Raw genomic sequence first — 20,698 nt, forward strand, 5'->3', positions numbered from 1 at the left:
GGTATGCGCACGCACATCACGGCGAACGCGCCGATCCACATCGCCGCACTCGCCAGCCTGGGGCTCCTGCTCGCCGGATGCGGCGGAACCACCGGGGACGAGGGCCACACCCCGGCCCGATCCCCCGAGACGGCCCCCGCAACGTCGCCGTCCGCCTCCCCTTCCACCCCCGCCTCGCCGGCTCCCCCGCCCGGTGACGCGGCCTCCCCCTCGACCACCCCGGACCCCGCCGAGACCGAGCTCGTCATCGAGATCTCCACCGACGGAACGGACGGCCCGGCCTCACCAGGGGAGTGGCGCCTGTCCTGCTCTCCCGCCGCCGGAGACCACCCCGACCCCGAAGCCGCCTGTCGAACGCTGGCCGAGGTCGGCCCCGAGGCGTTCGACCCCGTTCCCGCGGGGCGCCCGTGCACCCACATCTACGGCGGCCCCGAGGTCGCCACCGTCACCGGCCACGTGGGCGACCACGAGGTGGATGCGGAGTTCTCCAAGGCCGGCGGATGCGAACTCGACCGCTGGGAACGGCTCGGTCCCGTCCTGTCCCCCTGAGCCCGCCGGGTGTGAACGGCGCGGGGCCGTCGTCGGCCCCGCGCCGTCAGGGAACGTCCCAGAAGGCCAGCTCGTGGCGCATCCCCTCCATGAAGAGATGTTCGGCGCGGTCCGGATCGGGCCCCGCCTCGTCGAGCATCTGCGCGCACCGGCGCGCGAGCGCGGCGAACCCCGGATCCGCGTAGGTGTCGATCCAGGCGCGGTAACGCGGCTCCTCCGGCGGGTTCTGCGCCAACCTGGCCCCCAGTTCGGCATAGCCCCACATGCACGGATACAGGGCGGCCAGACCGTCGGCGTAGTCGGCCGCGGCCTCCAGCAGCCAACCGGTGTAGGCCGCGCAGGCCGGCCCCTTGACGGCGCCTTCGAGGTCGGCGCCGAACTTCCCCGCCAGCGAGCGGTGCAGGCTCAGCTCCTCGTGCCAGGTCGAGTGCGCCAGGTCGACGAGATCGCCCAGATGGGCGTCGGGGGCCTGCCAGGCGAGCCGGCTGAAGACCCGCACGTAGTCGAGCAGGTAGAGGTAGTCCTGTTCCAGCCATGAGCGGAACACGCGCTCGTCGAGGTCGCCACGCGCGATACCGGCCACGGTGGGGTGGGCGAGTTGGGCCTCGACCAACGGGCGGCCCAATTCGTGGAGTCGTCGGCTCGTCGTCACGCGGCCCAGTCTGGCACGCACCGGAAATCCCCCGGCTGCGAGGCCGCCTCACTCAGGAGCACGGCCTCCCCCGACACGACGAAGGCCCCGTCCCAGCCGGTCCGGCCGGGACGGGGCCCCTCGACACGTGGGCGAGGAGGGATTTGAACCCTCACGTCCGCTAGGACACACGGACCTGAACCGTGCGCGTCTACCGTTCCGCCACCCGCCCGAGTGACATATATCTTGCTTATCGCCTTGGTGATCCGGGCCCTTGAAGGCCGTCCCCCTGGCGACAGAGATAAGGCTAGCACGGTCGTGACACCACTCGCGCACCTTCCTCGCGACGGGACCGTGAGCAGGCAACCCTGCCCACACGAGTGCGAGAGTGAAGCAGAGGGCACGATTCCACGGTTACGATCGTCATACATCGGGAGTGGAGTAGGGGAGGTACCTCGTGGGAGTGCTCCAACGCTTCGAGCGCAGGCTCGAAGGGATGATCGAAGGCACCTTCGCGCGGGCCTTCAAGTCGGAGCTCCAGCCCGTCGAAGTGGCCAGCGCCGTACAACGGGAAATGGACGAACGCGCTGCGATCGTGGCCCAGGGCCGCACCCTGGTGCCCAACGACTTCGTCGTCGAGCTCGCCGGCTCGGACAAGGAGCGCTTGGAGGTCTACGCGGACAACCTCGGCCAGGAACTGTCCAAACTGGCCCGGGAATACGCCACCGAACAGGGATATTCCTTCGTCGGCCCGGTCCGGGTGCAATTCGATACCGCCGACGACCTCCAGACCGGTCGTTTCCGGATCCGGTCCGGCGTCATTCGGGGAACGACGATCGAGAACAACGAGGTGCGCCGCCCGGTGAGCGATCACCCGCGCGGCGGTGCGGCCATCGCCGGCCGGCCACGCCTCCTGCTCTCGCCGGGCAGCAACACCCACGACGGCAGCCCCGCCGCGCAGGGAATGCAGCAGTCCTACGAGCTCAACGCCCAGGTGACGCTGCTGGGCCGGGGAACCGACTGCGACCTTCGGCTGGTGGACAACGGGGTCTCCCGCCACCACGCCGAGATCCGGGTCGAAGACGACGAGGCCGTCCTCGTCGACCTCGGCTCGACCAACGGGACCTTCGTCAACGGCCAGCAGGTCAAGCGCGCCCGTCTCGTCGACGGAACCCGCATCAGCCTCGGCCGGACCGTCATGACCTTCCGCCGCGACTGAACCTTCGATCCCCGCATTCCTCGGAAACCGCCCGCTTCCCAGCGAGGGAGCGGGCGGCCCGAGCCACCCCGAACACTGGTACGACCAGGCCAGGAGGACGTTCTCCCGCAGATTTGACCGATCGGGCACAATAACCGGGTCCATTGGGTTCACTTGGCTTATTCGACACGGCTCGGCTTTGTCCGACACGGGCAACGACGACCGGAGGCGTCAGCCAGCGCCAACCCAGCCGGAGCACGACAGGGGCTAAAGAGCACTTCCATGTCCGACCTGACCCTCATGTTGATCAAGCTCGCGTTCCTCGCGGTGCTGTGGCTGTTCGTGATCATGGCGGTCGGAGTGATCCGCACCGACTTGTTCGGTCCTGCCACGGGCAAGGCGAAGCGGGCCCAGAAGTCAGAGCCGCGCAGGTCCAAACCGGTCTCGCGCGGCCGTCGCAACGAACCTCGCGCGCTGGTCGTCACCAAGGGACCGCTGGCCGGCACCACCCTCAACCTCTCCGCCTCTCAGCCCATCGTCATCGGCCGGGCCAAGGACGCGACACTGGTCATCAACGACGACTACGCTTCGGGCAGGCACGCGCGGATCTACTCCGACAACGGCCGCTGGATCGTCGAGGACCTCGGCTCGACGAACGGTACGTACATCGGCCAGCAGCGGCTGACCCGGCCCCAGCCGATCGGTGTCGGGCAGCCTGTCCGCATCGGCAAAACCGTCCTGGAACTGCGCAAATGACAATCGCTCTCCGATACGCGGCGTACTCCGACGTTGGGTGCCTCCGCGAAGGCAACGAAGACTCCGCCTACGCCGGCCCCTACCTCCTCGCGGTCGCCGACGGTATGGGCGGACACGCCGGCGGCGAGATCGCCAGCGCAGTCGCGATCTCGACCCTCATGCCCCTCGACGACGACGTCCCCGGCAACGAGATGGTCCAGTCCCTCGCCCAGGCCGTGGAGCGGGCCAACATGCTGCTCGCCCAACGGGTCTCCGAGGACCCCCGCCTCGAGAACATGGGGACCACGCTCACCGCGATGCTGTGGTCCGGCGCCCGCGCCGCGTTGATCCACGTCGGCGACTCCCGCGCCTACCTGCTGCGCGACGGCGAACTCAGCCAGATCACCCACGACCACACGCTCGTCCAGACCCTCGTCGACGAGGGCAAGATCAGCGAGGACGAGGTCGCCACCCACCCCCAACGCTCCCTCCTCCTGCGCGCCATCCAGGGCCAGACCAACGTCGACCCCGACATCTCGGTCCGCGAGGCCAAGGTCGGCGACCGCTACCTGTTGTGCTCGGACGGCCTGTCCGGCGTCGTCAGCAAGGAGACGCTCCAGGAGACGTTGCTGTCGGAGCCCAACGTCGACGCCGCGGCACGCCGCCTCATCGACCTCGCCAACCGGGGCGGGGGGCCCGACAACATCACCGCGGTCGTGGCCGACGTCATCGACACCGCCACCGACCCCCACGGCCCCACCTCCGTCCCGGCGTTGGTCGGTGCCGCCGACCAACGCCGCGAGCCGTTGATGACCCCCGACACCCCGGCCGGACGGGCCCAGGGGCTCACCCGGGGCAGCGGCGACACCGCCGAGATGGACCGCGTCCCCGCGATCGAGCCGGTCGACGAGCCCGGCCCCCAGCCGCGTACCCGCCGCTGGTGGCCCATGGTCGTGACGTTTCTGGTCATCGTCGCGCTGGTGGCCGGTGCCGGGTTCTACTTCGGCCAGCGCTACCTCAACAGCCAGTACTTCATCGGTCCGGCCGACAACGGGACCAACGTCGCGGTGTTCCGCGGCATCAACACCGACATCGCCGGCTACGACCTCGCCGAGCAGGTCGAGGACACCGGCGTCCCGCTGGAGATGCTGCCCGAGAACGAGCGCAACGCCGTCGAGGCGGCCATAGCGGTCGGCAGCCTGGACGAGGCCCGTTCACGGGTCGAGGAGCTGCGCGGTAAGGCCGCCACCTGCCAGGCCGACCCCGAATCCTGTGGTATGGAGGCCCCCGCGGGCGCCGCACCCACGGAGCCCGCCTCCTCCCCGCAGGACCGCACCGCCGGCGTCTCCGGCGAGGAGGACGCCCTCCCCGACACCACCTCCGGTGTCGGGGACGTCGAGGATTCCGTGGGAGGGCGGCAATGAGCGAAGGACTGTCCACCGCGCTGCCTCCGGTCAAACGGCGCAACGCCGAACTGGTGATGGTGCTCTTCGCGATCGCCATCACGCTGTTCGCGATGATCGAGGCGGGACTGACCCGCAACCAGGAGATGCCGCCGAGCCTGTTCGTCTACGGACTGCTGTTCGGTGGCCTCGCCGTGCTCGCGCACGTGTTCATCCGCTTCTTCGCGCCCTACGCCGACCCACTGCTGCTGCCCCTCGCCGTGCTCCTCAACGGTCTGGGCATCGCCATGCTGTGGCGGCTCTTCGAGGCCACCGGTGACACCGAGCGCGGCAGCGCGATGGACCAGTTGATCCTCACCGCGGGCAGCCTCGTCGTCTTCGCCGTCATCGTCTTCTTCCTCAAAGAGCCCCGCACGTTGCAGCGCTACCCCTACGTGACCGCGCTCAGCGCCGTCGTCCTGCTGCTGCTGCCGCTGATCCCGGGCCTGGGCCAGACCGTCAACGGCGCCCGGCAGTGGATCAACCTGGGGGTCACCTCGCTCCAGCCGTCGGAGTTCGCCAAGATCTCGCTGGTCATCTTCCTGTCCGGGTACATGGTGATGAAGCGTGACGTGCTGTCGCTGGCCAGCAAGCGCGTCAAGATCGGCCCCGTGAAGATCATCGACCTGCCCCGCATGCGCGACACCGCCCCCATGGCGGTCATGTGGGGGTTCTGCATCCTCGTGCTGGTCGGTCTGATGAACGACCTCGGCACGTCGCTGCTCCTGTTCGGCACCTTCCTGGCGATGATCTACGTCGCGACCCAGCGCTCGTCGTGGATCGTCATCGGTCTCGGCGCGTTCTTCGGCGCCTGCGCCCTGCTCTACCCGTTCGTGTACCACTTCTCGGTGCGCGTCGACACCTGGATCAACGCGTTCGACGAGGACGTCTTCTACGGTGAGCTCGGCGCCAACAGCCAGCAGCTCGTCCAGGGGCTGTTCGCCCTGGGCGAGGGCGGCATCCTGGGCACCGGCCTGGGCGGCGGAAAGCCGGGCAACGTCCCCGAGGTCCAAAACGACTTCATCTTCACCGCCTTCGGCGAGGAGCTCGGGCTCACCGGTGTCATGGTGATGCTGCTGGCCCTGGCCCTCCTCGTCGAGCGCGGCATGCGCATCGCGCTGGCCTCGCGCGAGCTGTTCGTCAAGATGTTCGCCTCGGGCATCTCGTTCCTGCTCGCCTTCCAGAGCTTCGTCGTCATCGGCGGTGTCACCCGCGTCATCCCGATGACGGGTGCCACCATCCCCTTCGTCGCCAAGGGCGGTTCGGCGCTCCTGTCGAGCTGGATCATGCTCGCGCTGCTGGTCCGCATGAGCCACAACGCGCGCAAACCGGCCCCGCAGGCCATTCAGGACGAGGGTGCGACCCAGGTGATCTCCCGATGAACAAACCGATCCGCAGACTCGCGGTCTTCACGATGGCGCTGTTCGGCGTCCTGCTGCTCAACGTCACCTGGATCCAGGCGGTCCAGGCCGAATGGCTGCGCGAACACCCCTACAACTCCCGCCAGTACACCGAGCAGCTCACCATCGCCCGGGGCCCGATCGTCGCCGGCAACGAGCAGATCGCCTACTCCGAGCCGATCCAGGACAGCGACCGCTACCAGCGCGTCTACGAGCACCCCGAGCTGTACGCCCACCCCGTCGGGGTGTTCCGCAGCGGCAGCGCCAACGGCATCGAGCAGACCGAGAACTCGTTCCTGGACGGCTCCGACAGCCGGCTGTTCGTCCGCAACTTCCTCGACATGCTCACCGGTGAGGAGAGCAAGGGCGCCACGGTCAACCTGACGCTCGACCCCAAGGCCCAGCAGGCCGCCCTCGAAGCGTTCCAGTCCATCGCGCCGGACAAGAAGGGCGCGGCCGTCGCGCTCGACCCGCAGACCGGTGCGGTCCTCGCCTCGGTGTCACTGCCCACCTACGACGCCAACAGCGTCGCCAGCGTCGAGAACCCCGGCGACGCCGCCGACCAGTGGGTGGCCTACGAGAACGACCCGAACCAGCCGCTGCTCAACCGGGCGTTCAACGAGCGCTACCCCCCGGGTTCCACGTTCAAGATCGTGACCGCCGCCGCGGCCCTGGAGAACGGCGCATCCCCCGACTCCACGATGGACGCGCCGGACCAGCTCCAGATCGGCGGCGCCTCGCTGCCCAACGCGACCCCGGGCGGCACCTGCAACGGCGGCTCCCCCGACACGCTGGCGCACTCGATCATGATCTCCTGCAACACCTCCATGGCCAACTGGGCCAAGTCGCTGGGCGCCGACACGATGGCCGCGCAGGCCGAGGCGTTCGGGTTCAACAGCGGCACGATGGAGGTGCCGGTCGATGTGGCCGAGAGCCTGTACCCCGCCGACATCGACGAGAACTTCCTCGCGATGTCGGGCATCGGGCAGGGCAACGTCGAGGCCACCCCGCTCCAGATGGCCATGGTCGCCGCCGGTGTTGCCAATGGCGGTGACGTCATGAAGCCCTACCTCGTAGAGTCGGTCCAGGGGCCCGATCTCTCCGAGATCACCGCGGCCACCCCCGAGGTCTACAGTGAGGCCGTCAGCTCCCAGACCGCGGAGGAGCTGACCCAGATGATGATCGGCGTGACCGAAGGCGCCGAGGGCAGCGGCCCCAGCGGCGCCATCCCCGGCATCCAGGTCGCCGGAAAGACCGGTACGGCCGAGACCGGTGACGGGGACACCCACAACTGGTTCATCTCCTTCGCCCCGGCGAACGACCCCCAGGTCGCCGTGGCCGTCGTGGTCGAGCGAGGCAACAGCAGCGGTAACACGCTCGCCGCGCCCATCGCGAAGGAGATCATGGAGGCAGTGATCAACGAGTGAGCGGTAATGACGCGACCGGCCGGGGCAACGACGGCTCCGGCGACCGCACCGGTACGCTCCTCAGCGGCCGTTACCGGCTGGAGGAGCGTATCGGCGCGGGCGGGATGGGCGAGGTGTGGCGGGCGACCGACACCCTGCTCAGCCGTCCCGTCGCGGTGAAGATGCTGCACGCGGCGCAGACCGCCGAGCCGACCGCGCGTGAGCGCTTCCGCACCGAGGCGCGGATCACCGCCGCGCTGTCGCACCCCGGGATCGCCCAGGTCTACGACTACGGCGAGCAGGACGACACCGCGTTCCTCGTCATGGAGCTGGTCCCGGGCGAGCCCCTGTCGTCGATCCTCAAGCGCAACGACGAGGGCCTGGACGCCGGGGTCACGCTGGACGTGCTGAACCAGGCGGCCCAGGCGCTCGGCGCCGCCCACGCGCGCGGCGTCGTCCATCGCGACATCAAGCCCGGCAACCTGCTGGTCACCGAGGACGGCACGGTCAAGCTGACCGACTTCGGCATCGCCCGGGGCAACGAGTCGGTGACGCTGACCCAGACCGGCATGGTCATGGGAACCGCCCAGTACATCTCGCCCGAGCAGGCGTCGGGCAGCCCGGCGACACCGTTCTCCGACATCTACTCGCTCGGCGTGGTCGCCTACGAGTGCCTGGCCGGCCGTCCGCCGTTCACCGCCGACACCCCGCTGGCGCTGGCGCTGGCGCACACCCGCGAGGAGCCGCCGCCGCTCCCCGGGCATGTCCCGGGGTCGGTGCGCGCGCTCGTGGAGCGGATGCTGGAGAAGTCCCCCGAGGACCGTCCCGCCTCCGCCGCCGAGATCGCCCAGCAGGCCCAGCAGTTGCGCGGCGGTCTCGGACCGGCCGCGGGCGGCGCCACGACGGCCATGGACCTCGCCGACCTCGACCACACGATGGTGGCCGATCTCTCACCTCACGCGGGCGATCCCGCGACCCGGCCCTCCGGAGCGGTTTCCGCGCCCCTTCCGACCGGCGCCACCGGGCCGGCGCAGGCGTGGCCCCCGAGTGGGGCCGCCCCCTCGGATAGGCTTACCGGAACGGCCGGGCCGGGACGCGCTGCTCGTCACTCCGGTAACCGACCGGTCCTGCTCGCCGCGGCCGCCGCGCTCGCCGCGGTCGTGATCGGCGTCATACTGATCGCGCAGTTCTGGGACAGTCCGGGAGAGAACTCCCGGTCCACCGGCGGTAACCGGCCGGCTGTCTCACCGACCCCCAGTCCCACCCCCCAGGAGTCCGTCGACGACGGACTGGTGCTGCCCGGCGACACCGGCGGCACCGAGCCCGACACGGGCTACGGCGACCAGGGGCCTGCCGTGCCGCAACAGCCCACGACAGGTTCCTCGGCCACGCCGTCGGCGCCCGCCACCCCCGATCCCGCGACGACCGGCGATCCGGTGGATCCCGTCCCGGAAGACCCGGGCGACGGCGGCCAAGGGGAGAACCCCCTGCCCGGCGGCGATGGTGGCGCCGGGGAGGGCACCGGGGACGGTGCCGGCAACGGGACGGGAACGGAACAGGACACGGGGGACGAGAGAGGCAATCCGCCCGCCACTGATTAGGTGATGTGCGACATCCGGCGTCACCGTCGAGATACGAGGAATAGTTCACGACATGTCTCAGCCACGGCTACTCGGTGGCCGCTACGAACTCGACGGAGTCGTCGGGCGCGGTGGCATGGCCGAGGTTTACCGCGCTCGCGACCTCCGACTTGACCGCTTGGTGGCCGTCAAGACCCTGCGTTCCGATCTGGCGCGCGACCACACATTCCAGGCTCGGTTCCGGCGCGAGGCGCAGTCCGCGGCTTCCTTGAACCACCCCTCGATCATCGCGGTGTACGACACCGGCGAGGACATGATCGACGGCGTGTCCATCCCCTACATCATCATGGAGTTCGTCGATGGGCGGACTCTCAAGGAGCTCCTCGACGACGACCGCCGGCTGCTCCCGGAGCGGACCCTGGAGCTGACCGACGGCATCCTGCGCGCGCTGGAGTACAGCCACCGCAACGGGATCGTGCACCGCGACATCAAGCCGGCCAACGTCATGCTGACCCGCCAGGCCGAGGTCAAGGTGATGGACTTCGGCATCGCGCGGGCGATGAACGACTCCCAGGCCACGATGACCCAGACCTCACAGGTCATCGGAACCGCGCAGTACCTGTCGCCGGAGCAGGCGCGAGGCGAGCGGGTGGACGCCCGCAGCGACATCTACTCGACCGGGTGCGTGCTCTACGAGCTGCTGACCGGACGGCCGCCGTTCACCGGCGACTCCCCGGTGTCCATCGCCTACCAGCACGTCCGCGAACACCCGGTACCCCCGTCCGAACTCGACCCGGAGATCCCCGAGTGGATCGAGGCGATCGTCTTCAAGGCGATGGCCAAGGACCGCGAGGAGCGCTACCAGAGCGCCGGCGAGATGCGCGCCGACATCCAGCGCGGTCTCCAGGGCATGCCGACCGAGGCCGGGACCATGGCGATGGCCCCCGCCGGTTCGACGACGATGCTGCCCCCGGTCCAGCAGGAGCGGCGCGACGACTACGACGACTACGACGACGGCTACGACGACCACCGCGGCCGCGGTGACGACCGCACCAAGAAGGTCATGTGGGTGGTCCTGGCCCTCGCCGTGCTCGGTGCGATCGGTTTCCTCGGCTGGATGCTGATGCGCGGCGGCGCCGAGGGGATCACGATCCCCGACGTCGCCGGAAGCTCGCCCGAGGAGGCCCGGCAGACGCTGGAGGGCGAGGGGTTCACCAACATCGACGAGGAGGAACGCCCCGACGACGAGGTCGAGGAGGGGCAGGTCATCGGGACCGATCCGGGCCAGGGCCAGTCGGTGTCCGAGGACACGGCCATCACGATCCTCGTCTCCTCCGGACCCGGCACGATCGAGGTGCCCGACGTGTCGGGACAGTCCGAGGCCGACGCGATGCAGCAGCTTCAGGAGGAGGGGTTCCAGATCGGCCCCATCAGCCGCGAGGCGTCGGACTCCGTCGCCCAGGGCCAGGTCGTCAGCACCGATCCCCAGGCCGGCTCGGCGGTGGAACCCGGAACGTCCGTCAGCATCGTCGTCTCGACCGGTCCCAGCACGGTCGAAGTGCCCGACCTGGCCAACATGAACCGGGAGCAGGCGCAGAGCAAGCTCAGCGAGGTCGGGTTGTCCGCGAACTTCCGCGAGGAGGAGAACGGCGACGTCGCGCCGGGCACGGTTTTGAGCCAGGACCCGGCTCCGGGGGAGCGGGTCGAGCCGGGGGGTTCGGTCACCGTGACGGTCGCCAAGGCCCCGGCCCAGCAGTCACCGGACCCCGGACCCTCCGACGACGAGGGGAACGAGGGCGAAGATGATGGACCGGGCGGTGGACCGCATGGTTCGCCTCCGCCCGGATGGCCCGAGGAGATGCCGTGGCCTCCCGGCGCCGGGAACATGAGCTGGCGCGACTAGGCCGCCGCTTCCTCGGCGCCGGTTCAGGGGCACCGCCTTCGGGCGGTGCCCCTTTCCGCTGCTCAGGAGAGCTCGCGTGGGAAGGTCGGTCCGGTCTCCGCGGGCTCTTGGAGGGGCGTAGACTGTGTTATCCGTCGATCAGTCCGGCCCTTTCGTTTTTGGAGCAGCGACCGTGCCCAAATCCCGCAACGATCGCAAGAAGAAGGCCGCCTACACTCCGCCGCCGTCGGCCGAGAAGCCGAAGGTCTCTCCGCGATGGCTGGTACCGGCGATGGTGGCCTTCGGGCTCTTGGGCATCCTGTGGATCGCGGTCTACTACATCGCCGGCGAGTCCGTGCCCTACATGCGGGACCTCGGAAACTGGAACCTGGCCATCGGGTTCAGCGGCATCATCATCGCCGTCATCTTGTCCACACGCTGGCACTAGCAGGATCCCGGCAGCTCAGCCAGGCGCCCCTGGCTTTTATCCACAGCGAGAACGCGACTATCCACAGAGTTATCCACACCCTGTGGGTAGTCTTTTCGCCATGTCCGGGGAAAGAGAACGACGGACGCGGACGGCCGGGGGCGGGGTCCGCGCGGACCCCGCCCCCGGCCGTCTTCCGGATCAGCCCGTGAGGACGATGGACGCCCCGACCGCGACCGCGGCCAGCAGCAGCGCGTAGCCCGCGGTCACCCCCGCGTGGACGACCGTGCGGGAACGTGTCCCCGCCGGGGCGTGTCGCGGGAGGTAGGCGTAGACCGCCCCGAGAACCAGGCCGCTCACCAACCCGCCGATGTGCGCCGTCCACGAGATGGCCGGCACCAGGAACGTGATCAGCAGGTTCACCGCGAGCAGGCCGAGGATGAACCGGGTGTCCAGACGCAGCCGGCGCCCGATCAGCAGGACCGCGCCGAACAGGCCGAAGATCGCCCCCGAGGCGCCCACGGACACCTGTCCCGGGTCGGCGACGAGGGTGAGCATCGAGCCGCCGATGGCGCTGAGCACCCACAGGGCGAGGAAACGCCAGTGCCCCAGCCAGCTCTCCAGCTGCGGGCCGAGCACGTACATCGCGAACCCGTTGAACAGCAGGTGCATGATGCTGCCGTGCAGCAACGCCGAGGTCAACAGCCGGTACCACTGGTCGTGGTACAGCACGCCGCCGCCCCACATGGCGAACTGGGCCGTGACGGGCGACCAGCCGCCCTGCCGGACCACCTGCTGTAGCAGGAAGCCCAGGACCATCAGGCCGATCAGCGCCCAGGTCACGTAGGGCCGGGCGGTCACCCGGCCGCCGAACGTGGTGCGCGCCTCTCGCACACTCCTGTTGCCCTCGGCGACGCATTCGACGCAGTGGAAGCCCACCGACGCCTCGCGCATGCAGTCGGGGCAGATCGGCCGCTCACACCGTGTACAGCGGACATAGGTCTCCCGATCAGGGTGCCGGAAGCACGTCGGAACGGCGTGCTCCTGCGCCCCCGAGGGAGAAGGGGGCGGAGAGGCGCTCATCTCCTCCCGCCTACTTACGCTCGATGGTGACGGACTGGATGACGACGTCGTTCTCAGGCCGGTCCATCTGGTCCGTGGCGACCTGCGCGATCTCGTCGACGACGTTACGGCCTTCGACGACCTCGCCGAAGATCGTGTGCTTGTTGGTGAGCCATTCGGTCGCGCCGACCGTGATGAAGAACTGCGAGCCGTTGGTGTTGGGCCCCGCGTTCGCCATCGCCAGCAGGTAGGGACGGTTGAACTTCAGGGACGGGGCGAACTCGTCCTTGAACTTGTAGCCGGGGCCGCCACGGCCGTTGCCGAGCGGGTCGCCGCCCTGGATCATGAACCCCTTGATGACACGGTGGAAGATCGTGCCGTCGTATAGCTTGGCGTTGCTCGGCTTGCCGGTGCGGGGATCGACCCACTGCTTCGTGCCCTCGGCGAGCTCCACGAAGTTCTTCACCGTCTCGGGAGCCTCCTGGGCGAACAACTTCAGGACGATGTCGCCGTGGTTGGTGCTCATCCGAGCGAAGAGCTGACCTTGTGCGTCGGACACCTGGGTGCCTTTCCGTTGTGTGTGGCTTACCCGTCCCACGTTACCCGTCCGCTCCGGTCCGACTGCGGGACGGAGGAAAAGCGCGAACCGATCGAGGTGTGTCACAGCGTGAGCTATCAGACATCCACGGCATAGGTTGAGCTGACACGCTCCTGTCGGCCACGCGGGGCCGCGCCCGGCCGACACCCGTGCATAGCCCGGATCCGAACGGGAAGGGGCGATACAGCATCCTGATACAGAGGAGGTCGACGTGCCGATCACGTTGAAACGCCGTAAGGGCAACTTCGAAACCGAGGCGGCCCTGGCCCGCCTCCAGGAGATCGCTCGTGAGCGGGCCGAACGACTCGGTCCCTACGCCGACCAGGCCCGCGACACCGCGCTCCTGCGCATCAACCAGGCGCGCGGCTGGACCGCCCCCCGGCTGGAGACCGCCGCCCAGCGCGTCGAGGACACCGTCGCGCCGCGGGTCGCCGGCCTCCTGTCCGCCGCCGCCCACAAGGTCGAGCCGGTCGCGGTCCGCAAGCGGCGCTTCCCCCGTTCCCTCCTGATCGTCGGCACCGGCGCGGTCGCCGCCGTCCTGGCCTACGGGGTGCTGCGCGCCCGGCAGGCGTCGCAGGACGCCGAGTGGCAGGAGAACCTCAACCACGCCCGCGACCAGGTCCGCGAGACCAAGGAGCGGCTCGCCGCCAAGGCCCAGGAGACCTCGGCCAAGCTCAAGGGCTCGGCGGAGGAGGTCGCGGCGGAGACGAAGAAGGCCAAGGAGACCGCCGCGCAGGGCTCGAAGGAGTCCAAGGACATCGCCGCCCAGGGCGCGAAGGAATCCAAGCAGGAGCTGAACGGTCGCGTCACCGCCGACAAGACCAAGTGACCTCCCCGGACGCGAGAACGGCCCCACGGTGACACCGCGGGGCCGTTCTCGTACGTTTCGGGGCGGGGCTAGGAGTTCTTCCCGCGCGATCCGTTCTTGACGATGCGCCAGACGAACGGATAGCGCCAGTTGTACCCGAGGGCGGCGGCCACGCCCGCCAGCAGCGGCAGGAACACCCAGCCGAGCACCATGAACAGGTAGACGAAGACCGGCAGGATGAGGATCCACAGGACCGACATCAGGAGCGAGGCGATGAAGAAGTTGAGCTGGTAGTTCAGCGCCTCGAGCACCTGCCGGCGCAGGAACGGCGAAGCGTCGTTCTTGATCAGCAGGACCAGCAGCGGACCGAGGCACAGGGTGAAGTAGCCCGACACGTGCGCGCCGAGCGCCCAGACGCGGTCCTCGCGGCTCGCCTCGTCCTCGGTGGCCTGCCAGGGCGGCGCCGGGGCGGCGGCCGGCCCGTGTTGCGCCGGGGTGAGGTCCTGGAGCAGGGGGACCAGGTCGGCGCGGACCTTCGCGTTCATGGCGAGGTCGAGCCGCTGGTCGAACTCCGTCTCGTCGAGCTGCCCATCGGCGAAGGCGTCTTTGAGGCGGTCGGCCACCGCGTCGCGGTCGGCGTGGGTGACCCTCAACTGGTCGGCCGGGACCGGGGTGGAACGGGACCGGTCCGGATGCCACGGGCCGTTAGAAGAGGGGTGGGGAGTATTCGGGTTGTACACAGCCACCTTCACTCCTTGCCGTGTCGCCTATGGCAGCCCGCGCGGAGACGCCCGCTCGTACTTCCATCATGCGTCATCGCCCGCCACACGGACACGGGAACGACCCTGATATCGACCCTGAGATTTCCACGGTGTCCCCGGCGGAAGACTTCAGCAGGTGAAACGCTCCGGTCCTCCTCGGGGTTCCCGATTCCTAACGGAACCCGGTGGGAACCGGCGCGATCGGCCGCGTGACCGCGCTGCCTGACCGCTCCACCACTGGAAGGCGTGGTGGGACCTCGCCGGGACCCGCTGATCACCGGTGGGAACCGATGTCGGGGGCGACCGGTGGGAGGCCGATCGCGCCGATCCCCACGCTGCCCCGCGTGGCGGCCGGGAGGGCACCGCCGGGGACACGGCCCGCCCGCGCTCAGGAAAGCCTCGGAGGGGCCGCGTGTCGCTCGGCGGCATGTCCGTTAATGCGTATCGGCCGCCCCGGTCGAGGACCCGGGCGGCCGATGTGGTTCGTTCTATCTGTGAGAACCCTGGTGGAGCCAAGGGGAGTCGAACCCCTGACCTCCGGTATGCAAAACCGGCGCTCTGCCAGCTGAGCTATGGCCCCTCTACGAGATCGCGGCCCCGCCCGTCCAGGCGACACGGCCGACGAGGAAGAGCATACCGTCCCCGACGACGCACGTGTTCCCCGGCCTGGGAGGGTGCCGGAAGGACCCGAGCGCGCGCCGAGGCGTCTCGGGCAAAGAGACAGCCACTGACACGTACGAGACGTGCCGTGGCCTGTCGTCTCGGTGGAGCCTAGTTCTCGCTGGCCGCCGTGGCTTCCGTCCACAGGTCGAGCTCGGCGCGGTCGGCCTGGATCTTGCGGTAGACGGCGAACGCCCCGAGGGCCACCAGCACCAGGGCGATGATCTTCTTCACGGTGAGGACCCCTTACTTCCTTACGCGGATGATGGATGAGTTCTGGACGCTCGGTTCCAGCTGGACGGAACCCGGCCGTCGGTCCGGCCCGGCCACGCTCTCCGCCCTGCCGGCCGGAAGGCGTCAGAAGAGAACTTTATGGGTTTGTCCCCAAGCAGACTAGCAACCCGTTGCACTTCTTCCTCGGCCCCTCGGACGTTCACGTCCCGGGACACGCGGGGGAGGGGTACCGAGCCCTCCCAGAGACACGCCGCACCACCTATTGTGGCCCGCCGGAACCGGGATCGGGCACGTCGCTCCCGCACGGCCCCGGATCACCGGGAGCGTCCCGAACCGGGCGGTTCCTCCGGAGGGGGGATCATCGGGGAGGAACCGAACCGGACGGCCACCCGAGACGGACGGGACGCGCGCTGTGGAGCGGCCGAAGCCGGACAGGGATCACCCGGACCGCTTCTCAGAAGAGCAGGGCCAGCCGTTTGAGGGTGACCAGCGTCGCCGAGAGGCCCAGAGCGGCACCGGTCAGCCGCTCCCACACCTCCGCGCACCGTCCGACCGACGTCCGCTCCTCCACGATCGCGCCCCCGTGCGTCGCCTCGACGAAGGCCAGGGCGCCCTCGTCCTCGTCGAATTCCAGAATCGTGAACGGTCCCGCGGCACCGGCGTGGGGACCCACCGAGGTGGGCAACAGCTGCAACCGCGTCCGCCCGCCCCACTCCGCCGCCTCGATGAGCCTGCTCAACTGGGCCCGCAGGACCTCGGGCTCGCCCTCCAGCCTCCGTAGCGCGTCCTCCTCGACCAGGGCGTGGTAGCGCTCCAGGCCGGCGCGCCGAAGAATCTCCTGACGTTTGAGGAAGGCCGCGACCGTCCGCTCCACCCCGCGCTCGTCGTGTCCCTGCGAGCGGGCGAGCAGCGCGGTGTAGCCGGGGACCTGGAGCAGGTCGGGGACGAGCAGGCCCGCGTAGGTGCTGATCCGCACCGCTCCGGACTCGTTGCCGACGTAGGCCGATGAGACGACGTCCTCGTAGTCGGTCCACCAGGGACGCGACCGGGAGTCGTGGACCATGGAGAGGAGCGCGTCCCGCTGGCCGGCGTCGACCTCGTAGAGCCGCAGGAGCGCGGCCACCTCGACCACCGTCGGCGGCTCCCCCACCCCCGTCTCGATCCGCTCGATCCTGAGGGCCGGCCATCCGAGCGCGGCCGCGGCCTGGCCGTGGGAGAGCCCGGCCAGTTCACGTCTTCTGCGCAGTTCCAGGGAGAGGTGGTGGCGACGGATGATGGGACTGGTCATGGCATTTCCGTACGCGCTGGGTGCCGGGGGCGTTACCTCAGGGAAGCATCCCGGCCGACCGACGGCAATAATCCGGGAGGAAACGGTCAGATGTCCGTCCCGGCCGAGCCGTCCGCGTCCCCTCCGAAAACGCCGGACGGCGCTCCGGTGGCCTGGCCCGAGGAGTGCGTCAGCTGGTACGGGGGAGAGAGCGACGGGGGTGGGGGGAATCGACGGAAACGACACGACCAGGGGGCCGTTCCCGCGGCGCCTGGCCGACACGGTCGAGGCGGTGGCCGTCTTCTGCGCCGTGTACGCCGCCACCGCCGTCGGAGGCCCCCTCGTCGCCGCCCCCGCCCGCGCCGTGCTGGGGGACCAGGCCGGCGCCACCTGGACGGTCGGACACGAGGTCCCGCGGTTGCTCTCCCACCTGGGCGGTCTGGCGACCGCGGTCCTCCTGCTCGGCGTCTACCTCCGGTGGCGCACCCGCGGCCGACTCTCCGACATCGCGCTGGACGCCCCGCTCCCGTGGAGGTCGGCGGGCCGAGGACTGCTGGTCGGACTCCTCCTGGGCGCCGGCACGCTCGCCCTCGCGCCCTCCGGCCCCGGCGGGGTCGGTCCCACGCGGGTCGTGGCGCTCGGCGTCCTGGTGCTGGCCGGTCTGCTGGCCCGCGGAACCGCGGAGGAGCTGATGGCCCGGGGCTGGCTGCTGCACGCGCTCGCCCGTTCCCTTCCGCTTCCCCTCGCGATCGCGCTTCAGGCCCTGCTGTCGGCGTTCGCGCTCGTCCTTCTGGGGGAGGTGCGGGCGGTCGCGGGCCTGGTGGCGGCCTTCGGCTTCGGCGTGTTCGCCGCCCTCTACGTCGTGTGGGACCGGACGCTGTGGGGGGTGTGCGCGCTCCACGGCGCGTTCGCGTTCACCGCGGGCCCGTTGGCCGCGGCGTTCGGCCGGGCGGCCGACGCACCGGTGGCGGCTCTGCCGCCGGTGCTCGTGGGGATCGTCCTCCTGACGGCGGCCCTGCGTCGCCGGGGCGGACTTCCCCGGTGACGCTCCACGCCTGCGGGGCGCTCCGCCTGCGGGTGGAGGGGTCGCGCCCTCCTAGTGCAGCAGTTTCAGGCCGACGATGCCGGAGACGATCAGGACCAGGCACAGGATCTTGGCGACGCTGACCGCTTCGCCCAGCCACACCATCCCGACGAGGGCCGTTCCCACCGCGCCGATTCCCACCCAGATCGCATATCCCGTCCCCACGGGGATGGAGCGGAGCGCGAAGGCCAGCCCCGCCATGCTCAGGGTCAGCGTGACCAGGAAGAGCAGACTCGGCCCCAACCGGGAGAACCCTTTCGACGCCGACAACGCGGTCGCCCACGCGGTCTCCATGAGTCCGGACAGGACAAGTACCACCCAGGCCATGTTCTCCTCCATTCGGGTTCCGCGCCGTCTTGTCGTGACCGGGTACGACGCACCTCGTCCGGGGAAGACATGTTGTACTCCCGTCCATATTCTGCCAGCGGCTCCCGGAGATCCCGCCGCTCGGAATGTTCGCCACCCCGGCCTCTCCGCGGAATCGGAGTCGCCCACTCCACATAGCGCGTAGCATGCAGGAGGAAACGCCGGGCCGTCACATCCCGCGCGCGAACATAGGAAAGTGATGAACTACCCCATCGACGACGCCGAGGAACTGATCGCCAACGCGGAGGAGGAGTTTCCGCCCGCGATGCGGTCACGCTTGATCGCGAAGCTCCGCATGGGGATGCACATCGACGACGCGGCCCGCGATCTCGGCCTGACCTCGCAACGGGTTTTCGCCGCCGCTCGCATCCTCAGCGCATTCGGCGACCAGCTGGACGCGACACTCACCGACCAGCGCGACCCGAGTATCCCGCACGGCACGGTCACCGGTTACAACCGGCGGTGCCGGTGCCCACGGTGCAGGGCGGCTCTGAACCAGCGCATCTGACTCGGCGTGGGCGGCCCCCACCTCGGAGAACGGCAGGCCAGGCCGGCCCAGCACGGATGAAACAGCGAAGAAACCCGAATTTCACTCGGGATTCGTGCTCGTTTAGCGGCGTTTCAGGCTTATTGATCTTGTAGCCGGGGAAATCGCTCAACATGAACGAGCGTGTGGACTGGGCCGCGATGAGCGACGAGGAGTTCATGGCGCTGGTGCGCCAATTGATGGAGGCTCCCGTGGGAGCCGACTCCGAGGAGGACTAGCCCCCCTCCCGACACACGGCCGATCCATCCGGCCGCACCGACACGGCCACGCCATGCTCCCCACCCGAGGACACGGGGAGAAACGTGACCGTCCGGCGTCCACGCCGGGGCACACCACCCAGCAGCTCCGGCGCGCGCCCCGGCCGGGCCTCGAGCCCGCCCCCTCCTTCCTTCCCATGCCCTCCGTCCCCGAGGACTCCGCCACGTCCTCACGTCCCAGCGCACCCCGCGCCTCCTTGTCGACTCGACTCCCTGTCGACCCGAGGACCGCCCGGCCAGGTCCTCGGGGGAGGGGCCTCTCCGCTCACTCCGGCTTGATGTCACGAGTTATGGACATGTCGACATGGCAGCAGATCCCTTTGAAGCCTTGCCGACCTGCACAGATGCGGAGTCTCCAGTTTCGGTCCGGACGAAATCGCGAGTTATCGATGTGTCGCTTTGTCGACATTTCACCGGCCGGGTTCGTTCCTTGAGCGGAGAGAGGAGCGGCCTGCGCGGCGTCGCCGTCCCTGGTGCCGGATGAATTCCACGGCTCCGGCGACCCACCGGCCGCCGGAGCCGTGGTTTGCCCACCGGCCGCCAGGGCAGTCGGCAGGGACGAAGGGGGCGTCATGGGCAGAGGCAACGCGATCAGGCGCAGTGATCCCGCGGCCCCGGGGATCATCCGGCGGCGCTGCGGACGCGGCTTCCGGTATCTCGATCCATCCGGTCGTCCCCTCCGCGACGAGAAGGAGCTCAACCGCATCCGCTCCCTGGCCATCCCCCCGGCCTGGAAGGACGTGTGGATCTCGCCCGACCCCGCCGGACACATCCAGGCGCTCGGGACCGACGACGCCGGCCGACGCCAGTACCTGTACCACGAGGAGTGGCGCGCCCAGAGGGATCGCAGGAAGCACGACCGGGTCCTGGAGTTCTCCGAGGAACTTCCCAAGATCCGGGCCAGGGCGGAGGAGAACCTGCGAACACGCGGGTTCTCGCGTGACCGGGTTCTGAGCGCCGCGCTGCGCCTGATCGACCTCGGCTTCTTCCGCTCCGGCGGCGAGGACTACGCGGAGAACAACGAGAGCTACGGGCTCGCCACCCTCCTCCGGGAACACGTGACCTGCTCGCGCGGCCGGGTGGTGTTCGACTATCCCGCGAAGAGCGGCAAGCAGCGCGAGGTCGAGCTCCGTGAACCCGAGGTCTGCCGGCTCGTCCGCTCGCTCAAACGACGCGAGGGCGGGGGAGACGACCTTCTCGCGTACCGGACCCGTAACGGATGGCACGACGTCACGAGCGACGACATCAACGGCTACCTGCGCGAGATCACCGGCGGAAGGTACACCGCGAAGGACTTCCGCACCTGGCACGCGACCGTACTCGCCGCGGTCGGCCTCGCCGTCTCGGTGAAGGCCCCGTCCAGTGGGACAGGGGAGACCCGAGCGGAGGCACGGGTCGTCCAGGAGGTCGCCGAGTACCTGGGGAACACGCCCGCCGTGGCCCGGGCCTCCTACATCGATCCCCGGGTCTTCGAGCTCTACGAACGCGGTGTCACGATCGCTTCCTCCATCGGCTCCATCGCCGCCGAAGCCGAGTACGGCGAACTGTCGACGCAGGGGGAGATCGAGGAAGCCGTCCGGAAAATGCTACGAAACGCGTGACCCACCCACCACCACAAAAAAAGGGGGGTTCCCGGAACGGGAACCCCCCACACACACGGGAGACCGAACCCCCCACACGGAGGATCCGGCCTCAACCGAAAAGATGCCCGGCGGCGACCTACTCTCCCACCCCAACCAGGGGGCAGTACCATCGGCGCTGGGAGGCTTAACGACCGGGTTCGGAATGGGACCGGGTGTTTCCC

At 69.4% G+C, this 20,698-nt stretch carries 20 protein-coding genes, 2 tRNA genes, 1 rRNA gene and 1 riboswitch; of the genes, 13 read left to right on the plus strand and 10 right to left on the minus strand.

Features of this window, described 5'->3' with window-relative positions:
• Positions 1-3 precede the first annotated feature (3 nt).
• Entirely contained in the window at positions 4-549 is a 546-nt protein-coding gene (locus B5D66_RS21585) for an SSI family serine proteinase inhibitor (protein ID WP_078763627.1), read from the plus strand.
• A gap of 46 nt (positions 550-595) precedes the next feature.
• On the opposite strand, the gene B5D66_RS21590 is transcribed toward B5D66_RS21585, so the two are convergent.
• Complete coding sequence (locus tag B5D66_RS21590; RefSeq protein WP_078763628.1) at positions 596-1,201, minus strand: TenA family protein; 606 nt, start codon at positions 1,199-1,201, stop codon at positions 596-598.
• 128 nt (positions 1,202-1,329) lie between these two features.
• Positions 1,330-1,412 (minus strand) — tRNA-Leu (locus B5D66_RS21595).
• Positions 1,413-1,637: 225 nt separating this feature from the next.
• Between B5D66_RS21595 and B5D66_RS21600 the strand changes: the two genes are divergently transcribed.
• The 8 genes from B5D66_RS21600 (at position 1,638) to B5D66_RS21635 (ending at position 11,271) form a co-directional block, all read left to right on the plus strand.
• Positions 1,638-2,399 (plus strand): FhaA domain-containing protein, encoded by a 762-nt coding sequence (locus B5D66_RS21600; protein WP_432937818.1) that lies wholly within the window; start codon positions 1,638-1,640, stop codon positions 2,397-2,399.
• 261 nt (positions 2,400-2,660) lie between these two features.
• Positions 2,661-3,134, plus strand: coding sequence for an FHA domain-containing protein FhaB/FipA (locus tag B5D66_RS21605; RefSeq protein ID WP_078763630.1), 474 nt, complete (start codon positions 2,661-2,663; stop codon positions 3,132-3,134).
• The gene (locus B5D66_RS21610; RefSeq protein WP_078763631.1) at positions 3,131-4,537 is read left to right on the plus strand and encodes a Stp1/IreP family PP2C-type Ser/Thr phosphatase; all 1,407 of its coding nucleotides are present in this window, start codon (positions 3,131-3,133) and stop codon (positions 4,535-4,537) included. The genes B5D66_RS21605 and B5D66_RS21610 overlap by 4 nt, the downstream gene beginning before the upstream one ends.
• Complete coding sequence (locus B5D66_RS21615; protein ID WP_078763632.1) at positions 4,534-5,937, plus strand: FtsW/RodA/SpoVE family cell cycle protein; 1,404 nt, start codon at positions 4,534-4,536, stop codon at positions 5,935-5,937. Before B5D66_RS21610 ends, B5D66_RS21615 begins: the two co-directional genes overlap by 4 nt.
• Complete coding sequence (locus B5D66_RS21620; protein ID WP_078763633.1) at positions 5,934-7,382, plus strand: peptidoglycan D,D-transpeptidase FtsI family protein; 1,449 nt, start codon at positions 5,934-5,936, stop codon at positions 7,380-7,382. The genes B5D66_RS21615 and B5D66_RS21620 overlap by 4 nt, the downstream gene beginning before the upstream one ends.
• Positions 7,379-8,962, plus strand: a complete 1,584-nt coding sequence (locus B5D66_RS21625) for a serine/threonine-protein kinase (protein ID WP_078763634.1) — start codon at positions 7,379-7,381, stop codon at positions 8,960-8,962. The genes B5D66_RS21620 and B5D66_RS21625 overlap by 4 nt, the downstream gene beginning before the upstream one ends.
• Positions 8,963-9,014: 52 nt before the next feature.
• A complete protein-coding gene (gene pknB / locus B5D66_RS21630) occupies positions 9,015-10,844 on the plus strand; it encodes a Stk1 family PASTA domain-containing Ser/Thr kinase (protein WP_078763635.1) in 1,830 nt (609 codons plus the stop codon).
• Between the two features lie 172 nt (positions 10,845-11,016).
• Positions 11,017-11,271 (plus strand): cell division protein CrgA, encoded by a 255-nt coding sequence (locus tag B5D66_RS21635; protein WP_078763636.1) that lies wholly within the window; start codon positions 11,017-11,019, stop codon positions 11,269-11,271.
• Between the two features lie 180 nt (positions 11,272-11,451).
• On the opposite strand, the gene B5D66_RS21640 is transcribed toward B5D66_RS21635, so the two are convergent.
• The gene (locus tag B5D66_RS21640; RefSeq protein WP_078763637.1) at positions 11,452-12,333 is read right to left on the minus strand and encodes a rhomboid family intramembrane serine protease; all 882 of its coding nucleotides are present in this window, start codon (positions 12,331-12,333) and stop codon (positions 11,452-11,454) included.
• A gap of 10 nt (positions 12,334-12,343) precedes the next feature.
• Complete coding sequence (locus B5D66_RS21645) at positions 12,344-12,871, minus strand: peptidylprolyl isomerase (RefSeq protein ID WP_078763638.1); 528 nt, start codon at positions 12,869-12,871, stop codon at positions 12,344-12,346.
• A gap of 250 nt (positions 12,872-13,121) precedes the next feature.
• Here B5D66_RS21645 and B5D66_RS21650 point away from each other — a divergent pair, with 250 nt between their 5' ends.
• Positions 13,122-13,739 (plus strand): hypothetical protein, encoded by a 618-nt coding sequence (locus tag B5D66_RS21650; RefSeq protein WP_078763639.1) that lies wholly within the window; start codon positions 13,122-13,124, stop codon positions 13,737-13,739.
• Positions 13,740-13,807: 68 nt separating this feature from the next.
• Here B5D66_RS21650 and B5D66_RS21655 read toward each other — a convergent pair whose 3' ends face one another.
• The 4 genes from B5D66_RS21655 to B5D66_RS21665 form a co-directional block, all read right to left on the minus strand.
• Entirely contained in the window at positions 13,808-14,464 is a 657-nt protein-coding gene (locus B5D66_RS21655) for a DUF1707 and DUF4870 domain-containing protein (protein ID WP_235001146.1), read from the minus strand.
• A gap of 519 nt (positions 14,465-14,983) precedes the next feature.
• A tRNA-Ala gene (locus B5D66_RS21660) sits at positions 14,984-15,059 on the minus strand.
• A gap of 191 nt (positions 15,060-15,250) precedes the next feature.
• On the minus strand, positions 15,251-15,373 hold the full coding sequence (locus tag B5D66_RS26195) for a DLW-39 family protein (protein WP_235001147.1): 123 nt from the start codon (positions 15,371-15,373) through the stop codon (positions 15,251-15,253).
• A 454-nt stretch (positions 15,374-15,827) separates the two neighbouring features.
• Positions 15,828-16,661: a helix-turn-helix domain-containing protein gene (locus B5D66_RS21665; RefSeq protein ID WP_078763641.1), complete on the minus strand. Its 834-nt coding sequence runs from the start codon at positions 16,659-16,661 to the stop codon at positions 15,828-15,830.
• Positions 16,662-16,860: 199 nt separating this feature from the next.
• Between B5D66_RS21665 and B5D66_RS21670 the strand changes: the two genes are divergently transcribed.
• Positions 16,861-17,685, plus strand: coding sequence for a CPBP family intramembrane glutamic endopeptidase (locus B5D66_RS21670; protein ID WP_078763642.1), 825 nt, complete (start codon positions 16,861-16,863; stop codon positions 17,683-17,685).
• 51 nt (positions 17,686-17,736) lie between these two features.
• Here B5D66_RS21670 and B5D66_RS21675 read toward each other — a convergent pair whose 3' ends face one another.
• Positions 17,737-18,051, minus strand: a complete 315-nt coding sequence (locus B5D66_RS21675) for a DMT family transporter (protein ID WP_078763658.1) — start codon at positions 18,049-18,051, stop codon at positions 17,737-17,739.
• A gap of 18 nt (positions 18,052-18,069) precedes the next feature.
• Positions 18,070-18,135: riboswitch (guanidine-III (ykkC-III) riboswitch) on the minus strand.
• 154 nt (positions 18,136-18,289) lie between these two features.
• On the opposite strand from B5D66_RS21675, the gene B5D66_RS21680 reads away from it, so the two are divergent.
• Together B5D66_RS21680 and B5D66_RS21685 are read left to right on the plus strand one after the other, a co-directional pair.
• Positions 18,290-18,598 (plus strand): hypothetical protein, encoded by a 309-nt coding sequence (locus tag B5D66_RS21680; RefSeq protein ID WP_078763643.1) that lies wholly within the window; start codon positions 18,290-18,292, stop codon positions 18,596-18,598.
• A gap of 868 nt (positions 18,599-19,466) precedes the next feature.
• Positions 19,467-20,495, plus strand: a complete 1,029-nt coding sequence (locus tag B5D66_RS21685; protein ID WP_078763644.1) for a DNA topoisomerase IB — start codon at positions 19,467-19,469, stop codon at positions 20,493-20,495.
• A gap of 105 nt (positions 20,496-20,600) precedes the next feature.
• Here B5D66_RS21685 and rrf read toward each other — a convergent pair.
• Positions 20,601-20,698: ribosomal RNA gene (rrf, locus tag B5D66_RS21690) — 5S ribosomal RNA — on the minus strand; the annotation flags it as partial.

This window comes from Marinactinospora thermotolerans DSM 45154 (assembly GCF_900167435.1).
GTDB lineage: Bacteria > Actinomycetota > Actinomycetes > Streptosporangiales > Streptosporangiaceae > Marinactinospora > Marinactinospora thermotolerans.